This window comes from Streptomyces sp. RLB3-17, from assembly GCF_007113425.2.
Classification (GTDB): Bacteria; Actinomycetota; Actinomycetes; order Streptomycetales; family Streptomycetaceae; genus Streptomyces; species Streptomyces mirabilis_D.
Genome location: NZ_CP041610.2, coordinates 2,875,309 through 2,890,531, shown reverse-complemented (window position 1 = coordinate 2,890,531; position 15,223 = coordinate 2,875,309). Strand labels below are relative to the sequence as shown.

The following is a 15,223-nucleotide window of genomic DNA, read 5'->3' as shown; positions in this document are numbered from 1 at the left end:
GGCGGACCGGGCCGGAGCTGACAACGCGCCGGACAGGTCCTAGTCCCGCCCCATTCTGCCCTGCTCGGTGACGGCGGAATCCGGCGCCCTGACGGGCAGCGGGTAAGGCGGGGGAGTACCACCGAACTCCGGGCATACCGCTTGGTGGTCGCACCAGCCGCAGAGCTTGGTGGGCCTCGGTCGCCAGTCGCCCGTCTCGGTAGCCTGCCGGATCGCCTCCCACAGCGCGAGCAGTTTGCGCTCGACCCGCTCCAGGTCCTCGATCATCGGGTCGTACGTCACCACGTCGCCGCTGCCGAGGTAGACGAGCTGGAGCCGGCGCGGGACCACCTGCTTCAGCCGCCACACCACCAGGGCGTAGAACTTCATCTGGAACAGCGCGCCCTCGGCGTACTCCGGCCGCGGTGCCTTGCCCGTCTTGTAATCGACGATCCGGACCTCGCCCGTCGGGGCCACGTCGACGCGGTCGATGATGCCGCGCAGCTTCAGCCCGGATTCGAGTTGGGCCTCGACGGACAGCTCACGCTCGGCGGGCTCCAGCCGCGTCGGGTCCTCAAGACTGAACCAGCGCTCCACCAGCTGCTCGGCCTCGCCGAGCCAGCGGGTCAACCGCTCGCCCTCGGGATCGTCGGCGAACAGCTCCACGACCTCCGGCCGCGTCTCGCGCAGCCGGTCCCACTGCCCCGGAATGAGTGCCTTGGCGCGCGGAGCCGTCCGCTCCGCCGCCGGGGCGTCGAAAAGGCGCTCCAGCACCGCGTGGACCAGCGTGCCCCGGGTGGCCGCCTCGCTCGGCTTCTCGGGGAGTCTGTCGATCACCCGGAACCGGTAGAGCAACGGACACTGCATGAAGTCGCCCGCCCGTGAGGGCGACAGCGAGCTCGGAGGAAGGGCCGGGCGGGCAGCGGGAACCGCCGACGCGTCCGTCGCTTCGGCCACGGCGGCTTCGGCCACGGCGGCTTCGGCCGTGACGGCTTCGGTCGGCTCGGGAGGTACGGCGCCCCCGGTGCTGGTTTCCATGTCCACAGACCTTACGGCCCGCCACTGACAGTGAGTGCACAGTCGGGGCCTGTGCGCGCTTGTGCGACGGAGCGGAAAACAGAGGGGGTGCCGGGGCGGAACGCGTCGCGACGGACGCATACCATCGACCCAGACCCTCCTGCTTCGCATGATCGGGAGCGGGAGACGCTTCGAACGAGGGGACATCGTGGACGAGAGCGGCGGGAGCGGGCAGCCGCGGTCCGGCACCGACGAAGCGACCGAGCGCCACGGGGAGCAGCGGGCCTCCTCGGCCCCGGCCGCGGGTGCCAGGCGCTCCGGACCGGAGCGCCCCGAGCACCCCACCGGGCCGACACCACCCACGGCCGCCCCGGGCACCTCCGAGACCGCCCCGTCCCCCGACCGACCCCACGACCCCACCGACTCCGCCCGCGGGGCCGCGACGCACAGCGACCCTTCGAGCGGGGCCGAGGACGGGGCCGAGGTGCCCGGCGCTTCCCCGGACCAGGCCGAGGCACCCGCCGGTTCCGGTTCCCCGGACGAGGCCGGACCGTCCGCCCAGGACGCGCCCCACGGCCCCTCCGACGGAGCCCGCCCGCACCCCGAGCCCGAACACCCCCGAACCCTCGCCCACTCCGGCACCGGCACCGGCAAGGCGCAGCCCCCGCGACGCGGCCGGGAGCCCGGTGGCGGGCTGCTGATGGGGCGACCGTTCGGCGTCCCCGTGTACGTGGCACCCAGCTGGTTCCTCGTGGCCGCGCTGATCACCTGGGTGTTCGGCGGCCAGCTCGACCGCGTGCTGCCCGAACTCGGCGCCCTGCGCTACCTCGTGTCCCTCTTCTTCGCGGTCGCCTTCTACGCCTCCGTCCTCGTCCACGAGCTGGCCCACACGGTCGCCGCGCTGCGCTTCAAACTGCCCGTGCGCCGGATCCAGCTGCAGTTCTTCGGCGGCGTCTCGGAGATCGAGAAGGAGGCCGAGACCCCGGGCCGTGAGTTCGTGCTGTCCTTCGTCGGACCACTGCTCTCCCTCGTCCTCTCGGGCCTCTTCTACCTCGCCATGCTGGCCGTCGAGCCCGGCACGGTCCCCGGCGTGCTGCTGGCCGGCCTGATGATCTCCAACCTCATCGTGGCCGCCTTCAACCTGCTCCCCGGCCTGCCCCTGGACGGCGGCCGCATGCTCCGCGCCGTCGTCTGGAAGATCACCGGCAGGCCGATGAGCGGCACGATCGCCGCCGCCTGGGTCGGCCGCGCCCTCGCCGTCTCCGTACTGATCGGGCTGCCCCTGCTCACCCAGTCCGGAGCGCTCGGCGCCACCCAGGACCACGTCGGCGGCATGGACACGGTCACCGACGCCCTGCTCGCCGCGATCCTCGCCGCGATCATCTGGACCGGCGCAGGCAACAGCCTCCGCATGGCCCGTCTGCGCGAACACCTGCCCGAGCTGCGCGCCCGCTCACTCACCCGGCGCGCGGTCCCGGTCGAGACCAGCACCCCTCTCTCGGAGGCGCTGCGCCGCGCCAACGAAGCCGGCGCCCGTGCCCTGGTCGTCGTCGACGCCGACGGCGAACCGCTCTCCCTCGTCCGCGAGGCCGCCATCGTCGGCGTACCGGAGCACCGCCGCCCCTGGGTCGCCGTCAGCGGCCTCGCCCAGGACCTCACCGACGGCATGCGGGTCTCCGCGGAGCTCGCCGGCGAGGCCCTCCTGGACACCCTCCGCGCCACCCCGGCGACCGAGTACCTGGTGGTGGAGGACTCGGGCGAGATCTACGGAGTCCTCTCGGCGGCAGACGTCGAGCGGGCCTTCGTCAAGGCGATGGCCCGCCCGTCCTGAGCGCGGCCCGAACGTGGTCGGCGCCCCGCGCGGGGACCGGTAGGCTGGTCACATGTCCGAACCGACCGGTGCCGCCCGCAGGCGCGGGCCCTTCAAGGTCGGGGACCAGGTTCAGCTGACCGACCCCAAGGGCCGCCACTACACGTTCACGCTCGAGGCCGGGAAGAACTTCCACACCCACAAGGGTTCCTTCCCCCACGACGAGCTGATCGGCGCTCCCGAGGGCAGCGTTGTCCGCACCACGGGGAACGTCGCCTATCTCGCGCTGCGCCCCCTGCTCCCCGACTACGTCCTGTCCATGCCCCGCGGCGCCGCCGTGGTCTACCCCAAGGACGCGGGGCAGATCCTGGCCTTCGCCGACATCTTCCCCGGCGCGCGCGTCGTGGAAGCCGGTGTGGGCTCCGGCTCGCTCAGCAGCTTCCTGCTGCGGGCCATCGGTGACCAGGGCATGCTCCACTCCTACGAGCGCCGCGAGGACTTCGCGGAGATCGCCCAGCAGAACGTGGAGCGTTACTTCGGCGGCCCGCACCCCGCCTGGCAGCTCACCGTCGGCGACCTCCAGGACAACCTGTCCGACACCGATGTCGACCGCGTCATCCTCGACATGCTCGCTCCCTGGGAGTGCCTGGAGGCCGTCTCCAAGGCGCTGGTCCCCGGTGGCATCCTGTGCTGCTACGTCGCCACCACCACCCAGCTCGCACGGACCGTCGAGTCCATCCGCGAGATCGGTTCCTTCAACGAGCCGACCGCGTGGGAGTCGATGATCCGCAACTGGCACGTGGAGGGCCTGGCGGTCCGTCCGGACCACCGGATGATCGGCCACACCGGCTTCCTGCTCACCGCCCGCCGCCTCGCGGACGGCGTCGAGCCGCCCATGCGGCGACGCCGCCCCGCCAAGGGCGCCTACGGCGAGGACTACTCCGGCCCGAACGCCGACGGCGGCTCAGGCCGCTGACCCGACCGGCGCGCACGCCGTCGACGTACTCAACGCACCACACCTGTGGCCGAGTTCCCGGAAGCACTCCGGAGCTCGGCCGCGGTGCGTTCCCGCGCGGGGGCCGCGGAACAGGTGGGCAACTCCGCCGCAAGCCCTTTCCGTTGACGTGCCACGATGACCCGCCGCCAGAATTCCGGACCCCGCCGTTCCACCCCACTGTGACGTGTGGCACCATGCTGGCCACTCCACCCCCACCGTCACGGCCCTCCCAGGAGACGCTCCTAGTGCAGCAATCCGTCGTCCCGGAACTGGCACACACCCACACCCGCCCCATCCACTGGCTCGCCACGGCCACCGCCCTGGCCGGAGTCGTCGCCCTCTCCTCGGTCCTCCAGCCCGGCTCCGCGACGGCGGCCCAGCCCGGCCCCGAGGCCAAGTCCGCCCCGGCCGCGACGGCGCCCCCGGACCCCGCGGCCGTCACGTTCCCGATCGAGTGCGGGCCCGTCAAGGTCCTCGTGCAGAAGAAGGCGTCCGGAGACCTCGACGGCGACGGCAGCCCGGAGACGGTGGCCGTCGTCCGCTGCGACGCGGGCATCGGCACCCCGCCCAACGGCGTCTACGTCCTCACGCAGGGCGGGTCGGGAGCCAGGAAGCCCCGCGTCGTGGCCACCCTGGTCGACCCGAAGGACCGCCTCGACGTCACCGACTTCGCGGTGCGTGACGGCGCCGTCACGGCGACCCTGCTCGGCTACTCCTCTGCCGACGTGCCGAGTTGCTGCCCCGACGTGAAGGAGCAGGCCAAGTGGCAGTGGAAGAACGGCACGTTCATCCGCTCGACACCCTCCGGGGCGCAGAACGCATGAGAAGCGTGTGAGAAAAGAGACATTTCGTGACGCGGAGTGCCCTCCAGGTCACTCCGCGTCGGGACCGTAGACCTCGACCCTGTCCGAAACTCGACGTACGTGGATGCAGTCGCCCGGGCACTCCTTCGCGGAGTCGGCGACATCCCGCAGAAGCGTCAGCGGTACGGGCGTTGTGGCGCCCGGGGCCTGCAGGAGCTCGTCCTCGGCGCTCTTCACATAGGCCAGGCCGTCGATGTCCAGCTCGAAGACCTCCGGCGCGTACTGGGCGCAGATGCCGTCCCCGGTACAGAGATCCTGGTCGATCCAGACCTCGAGAGCCTCGCTGTCGCCTGGGGCCTCCTGCTGCACGGTCATTTCTCCTGCCGTTTCCTGCGTCGAGCGATCCGAAGACTGGGGAATCGGGCCAGCTCTGACGGGTGTTGAACACGTCGACCCTACCTCCGCCCGCTTCCCGACCGTGTTCGGTGGGTATTCCCCTGGCGTGAGGGAGAGCGCAAGGGTGAAGATCGGACACACCTCGACAGTCTTTGTGATCTAGGGGTTTCAATCGACACCCACCCAGGTAGGGTCTGGAAGCGTCCAGCTCCCCTTGGAGGAGGTGAGGACCGTGGCAGCCCACGACGACGACATGAACCGCGGCATCCGCCCGGGACGAGGGTCCGATGACCCTGCCGGGCAGGTTGCCTACCTTGAGCAGGAGATCGCCGTCCTGCGACGCAAGCTCGCCGACTCTCCGCGGCACACGAGGATTCTCGAAGAGCGGATCGTCGAGCTGCAGACCAACCTGGCCGGCGTGTCCGCACAGAACGAGCGGCTCGCCAACACGCTCCGTGAGGCCCGCGACCAGATCGTGGCCCTCAAGGAAGAGGTCGACCGGCTGGCACAGCCACCGGCCGGCTTCGGTGTCTTCCTCACGGCGAACGAGGACGGCACGGCGGACATCTTCACAGGGGGCCGCAAGCTCCGGGTGAACGTCAGCCCCAGCGTGGAGCTCGAAGAGCTCAGGCGCGGCCAGGAAGTGATGCTCAACGAGGCCCTCAACGTGGTCGAGGCCATGGAGTACGAGAGCGTCGGCGACATCGTCACCCTCAAGGAGATCCTCGAGGACGGCGAACGCGCCCTGGTGCAGGGACACACCGACGAGGAACGGGTGGTACGGCTCGCCGAGCCGCTGCTGGACGTCGTCATCCGTCCCGGAGACGCCCTGCTTCTCGAACCCCGTTCCGGCTATGTCTACGAAGTCGTCCCGAAGAGCGAGGTCGAGGAACTCGTCCTCGAAGAGGTCCCGGACATCGGCTACGAGCAGATCGGCGGCCTGGGAAACCAGATCGAACTGATCCGCGACGCGGTCGAGCTCCCCTACCTCTACCCGGACCTCTTCAAGGAACACGAACTGCGGCCGCCCAAGGGTGTGCTGCTCTACGGGCCCCCCGGATGCGGCAAGACGCTCATCGCCAAGGCGGTCGCCAACTCGCTGGCCAAGAAGGTCGCCGAGGTCACCGGCCAGGCCACCGGCAAGAGCTTCTTCCTCAACATCAAGGGCCCCGAGCTCCTGAACAAGTACGTCGGCGAGACCGAGCGGCAGATCCGCCTCGTCTTCCAGCGTGCTCGTGAGAAGGCCAGCGAGGGCACCCCCGTCATCGTCTTCTTCGACGAGATGGAGTCCCTCTTCCGCACCCGTGGATCGGGCGTCAGCTCGGACGTGGAGAACACCATCGTCCCCCAGCTGCTCGCCGAGATCGACGGCGTGGAAGGCCTGGAGAACGTGGTCGTGATCGGCGCCTCGAACCGCGAGGACATGATCGACCCCGCGATCCTGCGCCCCGGACGACTCGATGTGAAGATCAAGATCGAGCGCCCGGACGCCGAGGCCGCCAAGGACATCTTCGCCAAGTACCTCACACAACGCCTCCCGCTGCACTCCGACGACCTCGGAGAGCACGGCGGGGACCGGGCGGCCACCGTCCACGGCATGATCCAGACCGCCGTGGAACAGATGTACGCCGAGTCCGAGGAAAACCGCTTCCTCGAGGTCACCTACGCCAACGGCGACAAGGAAGTCCTGTACTTCAAGGACTTCAACTCGGGCGCCATGATCGAGAACATCGTCGGCCGCGCCAAGAAGGCAGCGATCAAGGCCTTCCTCGAGCAGAACCAGAAGGGCCTTCGGGTCTCCCACCTCCTCCAGGCGTGCGTGGACGAGTTCAAGGAGAACGAGGACCTGCCGAACACCACCAACCCGGACGACTGGGCCCGAATCTCCGGAAAGAAGGGCGAACGGATCGTTTACATCCGTACGCTCGTCACCGGAAAGCAGGGCGCGGACACCGGACGCTCCATCGACACGGTGGCGAACACCGGGCAGTACCTGTAAAAGACAGGGCGGCTGCGGGTGCCCTCCACGGGTACCCGCAGCCGACTGCTTTTCGGGGCCACGGCTGGAGCAGAGCAATGACGCAAATGATCTCCCCACCAGCGCAGAGGCGTTCTAGGCTCTTTCGTACCGCCGAGTCGCGCGTTGCGGGGACGGGCACCGCACACGCACCGGAGCACCAGCGGTACTTGAGCAGCGCCCCCGACCGAGGGCGCCGCCGGGCAAGGAGGGCCGCATGACCGTACGGCGAGTAATGGGCATCGAGACGGAGTACGGGATCTCCGTCCCCGGCCACCCCAACGCCAATGCCATGCTCACCTCGTCCCAGATCGTCAACGCGTACGCGGCGGCGATGCACCGGGCGCGCCGCGCCCGCTGGGACTTCGAGGAGGAGAACCCGCTGCGGGACGCGCGAGGCTTCGACCTCGCCCGCGAGGCCGCCGACTCCAGCCAGCTCACCGACGAGGACATCGGCCTGGCCAATGTCATCCTCACCAATGGCGCACGGCTGTACGTGGACCACGCACACCCGGAGTACAGCGCTCCCGAGGTCACCAACCCGTGGGACGCCGTCCTGTGGGACAAGGCCGGCGAGCGCATCATGGCGGAGGCCGCGGAGCGCGCGGCCCAGCTCCCCGGCGCCCAGCCGATCCACCTCTACAAGAACAACACCGACAACAAGGGCGCCTCGTACGGCACGCACGAGAACTACCTGATGAAGCGGGAGACCCCCTTCTCGGACATCGTGCGCCACCTCACGCCGTTCTTCGTCTCACGCCAGGTCGTCACCGGAGCGGGCCGCGTCGGTATCGGTCAGGACGGGCACGAGCACGGCTTCCAGCTCAGTCAGCGCGCGGACTACTTCGAGGTCGAGGTGGGCCTCGAGACCACGCTCAAGCGCCCCATCATCAACACCCGCGACGAGCCGCACGCGGACGCCGAGAAGTACCGCAGGCTGCACGTGATCATCGGTGACGCGAACCTGTCGGAGATCTCGACCTATCTCAAGCTGGGCACGACCGCCCTGGTCCTGTCCATGATCGAGGATGGCTTCATCGCCGTCGACCTGGCCGTCGACCAGCCCGTGCGCACGCTCCACCAGGTCTCGCACGACCCCACGCTGAAGCGGCTCGTCACGCTGCGCAGCGGACGCACGCTGACCGCGGTGCAGCTCCAGATGGAGTACTTCGAGCTGTCGCGCAAATACGTGGAGGAACGCTTCGGGGCGGACGCCGACGACCAGACCAAGGACGTCCTGGCCCGCTGGGAGGACACTCTCAACCGCCTGGAGAACGACCCGATGAGCCTCTCGGGGGAGCTCGACTGGGTCGCCAAGCGGGAGCTCATGGAGGGCTACCGGCGCCGTGACGGCCTCGACTGGGACGCGGCACGGCTGCATCTGGTCGACCTCCAGTACGCCGACGTACGGGCCGAGAAGGGCCTGTACAACCGTCTGGCGGCGCGCGGCAAGATGAAGCGGCTCCTGGACGAGCGGGACGTCGAGCGGGCCCGTACGAAGCCGCCCGAGGACACCCGCGCGTACTTCCGCGGGCGCTGTCTGGAGCAGTACGCGGACGATGTGGCGGCGGCCTCCTGGGACTCGGTGATCTTCGATCTGCCGGGCCGGGACTCGCTCCAGCGCGTCCCAACCCTGGAGCCGCTTCGCGGAACGCGTAATCACGTCAAGGAGCTCCTCGACCGCTGCCGTACGGCGGAAGACCTGGTCAGGGTCCTGTCGGGCGGCTGACCGGGCCGCCAGGGGCGTCGGAGCCCGGGCGGCACAACGGGGTGGAAAGACGCGACGTCCGGGAATCATCGAGGTGGCTCCCGGACGTTGTAGCAACTGCGGGGCCGATGTCGGACCCTGCTTGTAGGGTCTGATCAAGAACGTCGAACCGAGCGGGGTGAGGGTTATGGCGACCAAGGACACCGGCGGCGGACAGCAGAAGGCGACGCGTTCCACCGAGGAGGTCGAGGAGCAGGCGCAGGACGCGCAGGTATCGGACGACCTCAAGGAACGCCAGGAGAAGCTGAGCGACGACGTCGACTCCGTACTGGACGAGATCGACGACGTACTCGAGGAGAACGCCGAGGACTTCGTGCGCTCTTTCGTTCAGAAGGGTGGCCAGTAGGCCGCTTTTCCCTTCGATTCGAAGGCCTTACTCGGAGGCGACTGAGCGCCGGAAGGGCTGGGCGTGAAGTGCTGCTCGCGGTGACGGGAGACCGGGCCGCGGGCAGCCTGCGTCGGCGATGCCCGGCGCTCGAAGAGGTGCCGCCTCTTTCGCGGGGCTGCGCGTGATCAAAGGGCTCTGCGAGATCAAAGGGCCCGTGAGATCAAGGCGGCTCCGCGTCATGAATGGGGCTCTGCGTGATCGGTTTGAAAGGTCCCGCAGTTCATGTGGATCAACGCCACGAGACGGGTAGGGTCCGTGGCGTACCGTGCTTCAACTGCAATTCGGCCATCGGCAAGTTGGGAGATGATCCCGACGCTGTTCGTCGGGCTGCCGCCTACTTGGAAGGATCCCCGTGGAAGCCAACACTCGTAGCACCGGGCGTCTACCGGCTGCCTTCCTGACGCCCGGGTCGTCGTCCTTCATGGACTTCCTGTCCGAGCACCAGCCGGAGATGCTGCCGGGCAAGCGGCAGCTGCCGCCCGTCCAGGGCGTGATCGAGGCCCCGCACGGCACGACCATCGTCGCCGTCACGTTCCCCGGCGGAGTGGTCCTCGCCGGCGACCGCCGGGCCACCATGGGCAACATGATCGCCCAGCGCGACATCGAGAAGGTCTTCCCGGCCGACGAGTACTCGGCGGTGGGCATCGCCGGTACGGCCGGTCTGGCCGTCGAGATGGTCAAGCTGTTCCAGCTGGAGCTGGAGCACTTCGAGAAGGTGGAGGGCACCACGCTCTCCCTGGAGGGCAAGGCGAACCGGCTCTCCACCATGATCCGTTCCAACCTCGGCATGGCCATGCAGGGCCTCGCCGTGGTCCCTCTGTTCGCGGGTTTCGACGTGGACCGCGACAAGGGCCGCATCTTCTCCTACGACGTCACCGGAGGCCGCTCCGAGGAGCAGGGCTACGCCTCCACCGGCTCCGGCTCGATCTTCGCGCGCGGTGCCATGAAGAAGCTCTACCGCGAGGACCTGACCGAAGAGCAGGCCACGACCCTCGTCATCCAGGCGCTGTACGACGCGGCCGACGACGACTCGGCGACCGGTGGTCCCGACGTTGCCCGCCGGATCTACCCGATCGTCACCGTGATCACCGAGGACGGCTTCCGCAGGCTCACCGACGACGAGTCCTCCGACATCGCCCGCGCGATTCTGGAGCGGCGTCTGGAGCAGCCGGACGGCCCGCGGGCCGCGCTGCTCTGAGCCCGGCTCCTTTTGCCAAGGTGACCCAGTGACTTCGACAGAAAGGGACGGATAACCGGTGTCGACGCCGTTCTATGTCTCACCCCAGCAGGCCATGGCCGACCGGGCGGAGTACGCCCGTAAGGGCATCGCCCGCGGTCGCAGCCTCGTTGTGCTGCAGTACGCCGACGGCATTGTGTTCGTCGGCGAGAACCCGTCCCGTGCCCTGCACAAGTTCAGCGAGATCTACGACCGGATCGGCTTCGCGGCCGCCGGCAAGTACAACGAATACGAGAATCTGCGGATCGGCGGCGTGCGCTATGCCGATCTGCGGGGTTACACCTATGACCGTGATGATGTGACCGCCCGGGGTCTGGCGAATGTGTACGCACAGACGCTGGGCACGATCTTCTCCTCGGCCGCCGAGAAGCCGTACGAGGTGGAGCTCGTCGTCGCCGAGGTGGGGGAGACCCCCGAAGGCGACCAGATCTACCGGCTGCCGCACGACGGGTCCATCGTGGACGAGCACGGGTCCGTCGCGGTGGGTGGCAATGCCGAGCAGATCAGCAGTTACCTGGACCAGCGCCACCAGGACGGGATGTCACTGGCGGAGGCGCTGAAGCTGGCCGTGCAGTCGCTGTCGCGGGAGCCCAACGGGGGCGAGCGGGAGATCCCCGCGGAGCGCCTGGAGGTCGCGGTCCTGGACCGTACGCGTCCGCAGCAGCGCAAGTTCAGGCGGATCGTCGGGCGTCAGCTGGGCCGGCTGCTGGAGGAGGGCGGCGCGGAGACCGCCACGGAGGCCGAGGACGCCGAAGACGAGGAGTGACCGTTCGTCCTCGCCCCGCCCGCCGGCTGCCGGTGGGTGGGGCGGGGCCGTGCCGGTACATCAGCCCGTCGCCGCCGGATCGGACGTTGCCCCCCGGGGAGCCGTTTCCAGATCCGGACGTGAGCGACGGGCTTTGACGTACCGGCACGGCCCCTTTCGTGCGTCGGCGGCTGCGGGCGCGTGGGGTGTGCGGTCTACGGGGCGCCTGGTGGGGCTGTGGAGCCTCGTACGACCAGGTGTACCGGGATGTCGCCCACGGGGGGTGTTCGGCCGTCCAGGACGGCCAGGAGGGCTTCCATGCCGCGTTCGCCGAAGCGCTCCGCGTCCAGGCGGACGGTGGTCAGCTCCGGGTCGATGGCCTGGGCCAGGGCCAGGTCGTCCAGGCCCGTGACGGAGAGGTCCTCGGGGATGCGCAGGCCCAGGCGGCGGGCGGCCTTGTAGGCGCCTGCCGCCAGTTTGTCGTCGTCGCAGACCAGGGCGGTGGGGCGGGGGCCGGGGGCGGCGAGGGCCGATCCCGCGGCGGCCACCGCGTCCTCGATGGAGATCGGGGCCCGGGTCGTGCGGAGGTCCGTGCCGGGGACCTCGGACAGGCGCTCGGCCAGTTCCCGGGCGCGTACCTCGAAGGTCCAGGACGGGATGTCCGCCGCCAGATGGAGGAAACGGCGGTGGCCCAGGGACAGGAGGTGCTCGGCCACCTGTCGTACGCCGTCCGTGATGTCGAGGTTGACGGTCGCCGCGCCCAGGCTGCCCACAGGGTCGCTGTCGAGCATCACCAGGGGGAGCTGGTCACCCCGGATGGCGGTCAGGGCGTCCGCGGCCATGGAGGAGGCGATGACGCCGTCCAGGGCGGCAGCCGCGGAGCCGAACGGGTCACGCGCGGGGCCGATGCCCTCGGGGGAGGGGTACAGGACCACGCCGAAGCCGTGTTCCGCCGCGACGCGGGCCGCGCCGGTGTAGACCCCGGCGAAGAACTCGGTGGTCAGCGCCGGGACCACCAGGAGGACCGTACGGGTGCGGCCCAGGCGCAGGTTGCGGGCGGCCAGGTTCGGGCGGTAGCCGAGCTCCTGGGCGGCCTCGCGGACGCGTTCCGCGGTCGTCTCGGAGACCCGGCCGCGCCACTTGTCGCCCAGTACGAGGGAGACCGCGGCCTGGGACACCCCGGCGGCCTGGGCGACGTCACGGCTCGTCGGGCGGGTGCTGCCTCGTGCCACCGGCGACCTGCTCCTTCGTCTGGACTCGCGGACTGGGCACATGGTACGTATGACACAGGGCGTTATACGTAAAACCTCGTGTGCATGACCATCGGGCGTCACGCGTTACCGGAAGGGCATGACATGGCCGCGGGATACCTGGAGATCCTCAGGGCGAGGCACGCCGCACGGCTGCTCGCCGGCACGCTCACCGGGCGGCTGCCGAACGCCACCGCCGCCATCGCCGTCGTGCTCTTCGTCCGGGCGGAGGGCGGGACGTACAGCCTGGCCGGTGCGCTGGCGGCCGTGTACGGGGTCGGCAATGCCGTGGGGCAGCCGCTGCTCGGGCGGCTCGTGGATCTGTACGGGCAGCCGCGTGTCCAGTTGCCGGCCGCGCTCGTCTCGGCCCTCGGGATGGGCGTCTTCGCCTTCTCGGGCACCGACCCGCTGCCGGTGGCGTACCTCTCGATGGTCGTCGCCGGGCTCTTCACGCCGCCCCTTGAGGGCGGTCTGCGGGCGTTGTGGCCCTCCGTGCTGCGCCGGGAGGAGCAGGTGCACACCGCGTACGCGATGGACGCCGTGGCGCAGGAAGTCATGTTCACCGTCGGACCGTTGCTGCTGACCCTGTGTGCCTCGCTCTGGTCCGCCCGGGCGGCGCTGCTGATCCTGAACGTCGTCGGGGTGCTGGGCGCCCTCTCCGTGGTCCTCTCGCCACCCTCGCGCGCGTGGCGTTCGGCACCGCGCGAGGCGCACTGGCTCGGCGCGTTGCGCTCCCCCGGGCTGCTGGCGCTGCTCGGCGCGTTCCTGTTCGTGGGGATCGCGCTCGGCTCGATCACGGTCGCCGCGGTGTCGTACGCCGACGACCACGGCGGCGACGCGGTGTACGGCTGGCTGATGGCGGCCGTGGGGCTCGGGGCCCTCGTCGGCGGGACGGCGTACGGGGCGCGGCGGTGGAGCGGCGCGCCCGAGCGGCGACTGCGGGTGCTGGTCGCCCTTCTGGCGGTGTGTTATCTGCCACTCGTGCTGATGCCGGGCGTGGTCGCCATGACGGCCCTCGCGGCGCTCGCCGGGGTCTTCCTGGCGCCCTGCATCGCCTGCGCCTTCATCATCGTCGACCGGCACGCGCCGAGGGGCACCGTCACCGAGGCGTTCTCCTGGCTTGTGACGACGTTCACCGTGGGCGCGTCGGTCGGAACGGGCCTCGCGGGGCCGGTCGTCGAGTGGGGCGGGGCGGTGTGGGGCTTCGCCCTGCCGGGTGCCGCGGGTGCCGCCGCGCTGGTGGTTCTGCTGGCCACGGGGCGGGTCCTCGCAGCTACCGGGGACGGTGCGGTCGTTGCGGTCTCATCGGAAAATGATCCAAACCGTGCCGTCGAACCCCGTTTCAGCTCGGGGGATCGGGCGTAATGTTCAGTCATGGACCGCCGCATTTTCGGGCTGGAGAACGAGTACGGCGTCACGTGTACGTTCAGGGGACAGCGCCGCCTGTCTCCCGACGAGGTGGCGCGGTACCTCTTCCGCCGTGTCGTGTCATGGGGCCGCAGCAGCAATGTCTTTCTGCGGAACGGTGCCCGCCTCTATCTCGACGTGGGATCACATCCGGAATACGCGACACCCGAATGTGACAACGTGACGGAACTCGTCACCCACGACAAGGCCGGCGAGCGCATTCTCGAAGGACTCCTGGTCGACGCCGAACGACGCCTGCACGAGGAAGGAATCGCGGGCGACGTCTATCTGTTCAAGAACAACACCGACTCGGCGGGCAACTCCTACGGGTGCCACGAGAACTATCTGGTGGCCCGGCACGGGGAGTTCTCCCGGCTCGCGGACATTCTCATTCCCTTCCTGGTCACCCGGCAGCTGCTGTGCGGTGCCGGCAAGGTGCTGCAGACTCCGCGCGGCGCCGTGTACTGCGTGAGCCAGCGCGCCGAGCACATCTGGGAGGGCGTCAGCTCGGCGACGACCCGCTCCCGGCCGATCATCAACACCCGCGACGAACCGCACGCCGACGCCGAGCGCTACCGGCGGCTGCACGTCATCGTCGGTGACTCGAACATGTCCGAGACGACGATGCTCCTCAAGGTCGGCGCCACCGACCTGGTACTGCGCATGATCGAGGCCGGTACGGTCATGCGCGACCTCACCCTGGAGAACCCCATTCGGGCGATCCGTGAGGTCAGTCACGACATCACGGGCCGGCGCAAGGTGCGTCTGGCCAGCGGCCGGGAGGCCTCCGCGCTGGAAGTGCAGCGGGAGTACTTCGAGAAGGCCGTGGACTTCTGCGAGCGCCGCGGCATCCGCACCGGCACGGTCGAGCAGGTGCTCGAACTGTGGGGCCGCACGCTCGACGCGATCGAGGCCGAGGATCTCGACCGGATCGGTACCGAAATCGACTGGGTGATGAAGTACAAGCTCATCGAGCGGTACCGGGCCAAGCACAACATGACGATGTCGCATCCCCGGGTCGCGCAGATAGACCTCGCATATCACGACATCCACCGGCGTCGTGGTCTGTACTACCTCCTGGAGAGGAAGGGACAAGCCACCCGGATCTGCAACGATTTGAAGATCTTCGAAGGCAAGTCCGTGCCGCCGCAGACCACTCGGGCCCGGCTGCGCGGCGACTTCATCCGGCGCGCTCAGGAGCAGCGACGCGATTTCACCGTCGACTGGGTCCACCTCAAGCTCAACGACCAGGCACAACGCACGGTGTTGTGCAAGGACCCGTTCCGTTCGGTCGACGACCGGGTGGAGAAGCTGATCGCGGGAATGTGAGCGTCGAGTTCCGGGTGTGAGGGCGGAACGCAACGCGGGGCGCCGTACGTTTTCCGTACGGCGCCCTTCTCACGTCGTAG

13 protein-coding genes and 1 pseudogene are annotated in these 15,223 nt (G+C 69.4%); 11 read left to right on the top strand and 3 right to left on the bottom strand.

Annotated features, from left to right (window positions below):
• Positions 1-39: 39 nt before the first annotated feature.
• Positions 40-1,017, bottom strand: coding sequence for a RecB family exonuclease (locus tag FNV62_RS13540; protein ID WP_143612905.1), 978 nt, complete (start codon positions 1,015-1,017; stop codon positions 40-42).
• A gap of 187 nt (positions 1,018-1,204) precedes the next feature.
• On the opposite strand from FNV62_RS13540, the gene FNV62_RS13535 reads away from it, so the two are divergent.
• The 3 genes from FNV62_RS13535 (at position 1,205) to FNV62_RS13525 (ending at position 4,627) form a co-directional block, all read left to right on the top strand.
• Complete coding sequence (locus tag FNV62_RS13535) at positions 1,205-2,827, top strand: site-2 protease family protein (protein ID WP_143612904.1); 1,623 nt, start codon at positions 1,205-1,207, stop codon at positions 2,825-2,827.
• Between the two features lie 52 nt (positions 2,828-2,879).
• Positions 2,880-3,782 (top strand): tRNA (adenine-N1)-methyltransferase, encoded by a 903-nt coding sequence (locus tag FNV62_RS13530; protein WP_054231160.1) that lies wholly within the window; start codon positions 2,880-2,882, stop codon positions 3,780-3,782.
• Between the two features lie 266 nt (positions 3,783-4,048).
• Positions 4,049-4,627: a hypothetical protein gene (locus FNV62_RS13525; RefSeq protein ID WP_143607644.1), complete on the top strand. Its 579-nt coding sequence runs from the start codon at positions 4,049-4,051 to the stop codon at positions 4,625-4,627.
• Positions 4,628-4,675: 48 nt separating this feature from the next.
• On the opposite strand, the gene FNV62_RS13520 is transcribed toward FNV62_RS13525, so the two are convergent.
• Entirely contained in the window at positions 4,676-4,981 is a 306-nt protein-coding gene (locus FNV62_RS13520) for a ferredoxin (RefSeq protein WP_054231162.1), read from the bottom strand.
• Between the two features lie 253 nt (positions 4,982-5,234).
• Between FNV62_RS13520 and arc the strand changes: the two genes are divergently transcribed.
• From arc to prcA, 6 genes and pseudogenes are all read left to right on the top strand, one after another.
• A complete protein-coding gene (gene arc / locus FNV62_RS13510; protein ID WP_054231213.1) occupies positions 5,235-7,001 on the top strand; it encodes a proteasome ATPase in 1,767 nt (588 codons plus the stop codon).
• Between the two features lie 235 nt (positions 7,002-7,236).
• On the top strand, positions 7,237-8,748 hold the full coding sequence (gene dop / locus FNV62_RS13505) for a depupylase/deamidase Dop (RefSeq protein ID WP_343323942.1): 1,512 nt from the start codon (positions 7,237-7,239) through the stop codon (positions 8,746-8,748).
• A gap of 166 nt (positions 8,749-8,914) precedes the next feature.
• Positions 8,915-9,133 carry a ubiquitin-like protein Pup gene (locus FNV62_RS13500; protein WP_060902297.1) on the top strand — a complete coding sequence of 73 codons (219 nt, stop codon included), beginning with the start codon at positions 8,915-8,917 and terminating at the stop codon, positions 9,131-9,133.
• Between the two features lie 224 nt (positions 9,134-9,357).
• Positions 9,358-9,576, top strand: a pseudogene (locus FNV62_RS13495) (endonuclease domain-containing protein); the annotation flags it as partial.
• A complete protein-coding gene (gene prcB, locus FNV62_RS13490) occupies positions 9,528-10,373 on the top strand; it encodes a proteasome subunit beta (RefSeq protein ID WP_054231165.1) in 846 nt (281 codons plus the stop codon). The pseudogene FNV62_RS13495 and the gene prcB, both read left to right, overlap by 49 nt.
• Positions 10,374-10,431: 58 nt before the next feature.
• Positions 10,432-11,178 carry a proteasome subunit alpha gene (prcA, locus tag FNV62_RS13485; protein ID WP_054231166.1) on the top strand — a complete coding sequence of 249 codons (747 nt, stop codon included), beginning with the start codon at positions 10,432-10,434 and terminating at the stop codon, positions 11,176-11,178.
• 194 nt (positions 11,179-11,372) lie between these two features.
• Here the strand turns inward: prcA and FNV62_RS13480 are convergent, their stop codons facing one another.
• Positions 11,373-12,389, bottom strand: coding sequence for a LacI family DNA-binding transcriptional regulator (locus tag FNV62_RS13480; RefSeq protein ID WP_164331671.1), 1,017 nt, complete (start codon positions 12,387-12,389; stop codon positions 11,373-11,375).
• 123 nt (positions 12,390-12,512) lie between these two features.
• On the opposite strand from FNV62_RS13480, the gene FNV62_RS13475 reads away from it, so the two are divergent.
• Positions 12,513-13,772, top strand: a complete 1,260-nt coding sequence (locus FNV62_RS13475; protein ID WP_075027686.1) for an MFS transporter — start codon at positions 12,513-12,515, stop codon at positions 13,770-13,772.
• Between the two features lie 9 nt (positions 13,773-13,781).
• Positions 13,782-15,143 (top strand): Pup--protein ligase, encoded by a 1,362-nt coding sequence (gene pafA, locus FNV62_RS13470; RefSeq protein ID WP_054231169.1) that lies wholly within the window; start codon positions 13,782-13,784, stop codon positions 15,141-15,143.
• Positions 15,144-15,223: the final 80 nt, after the last annotated feature.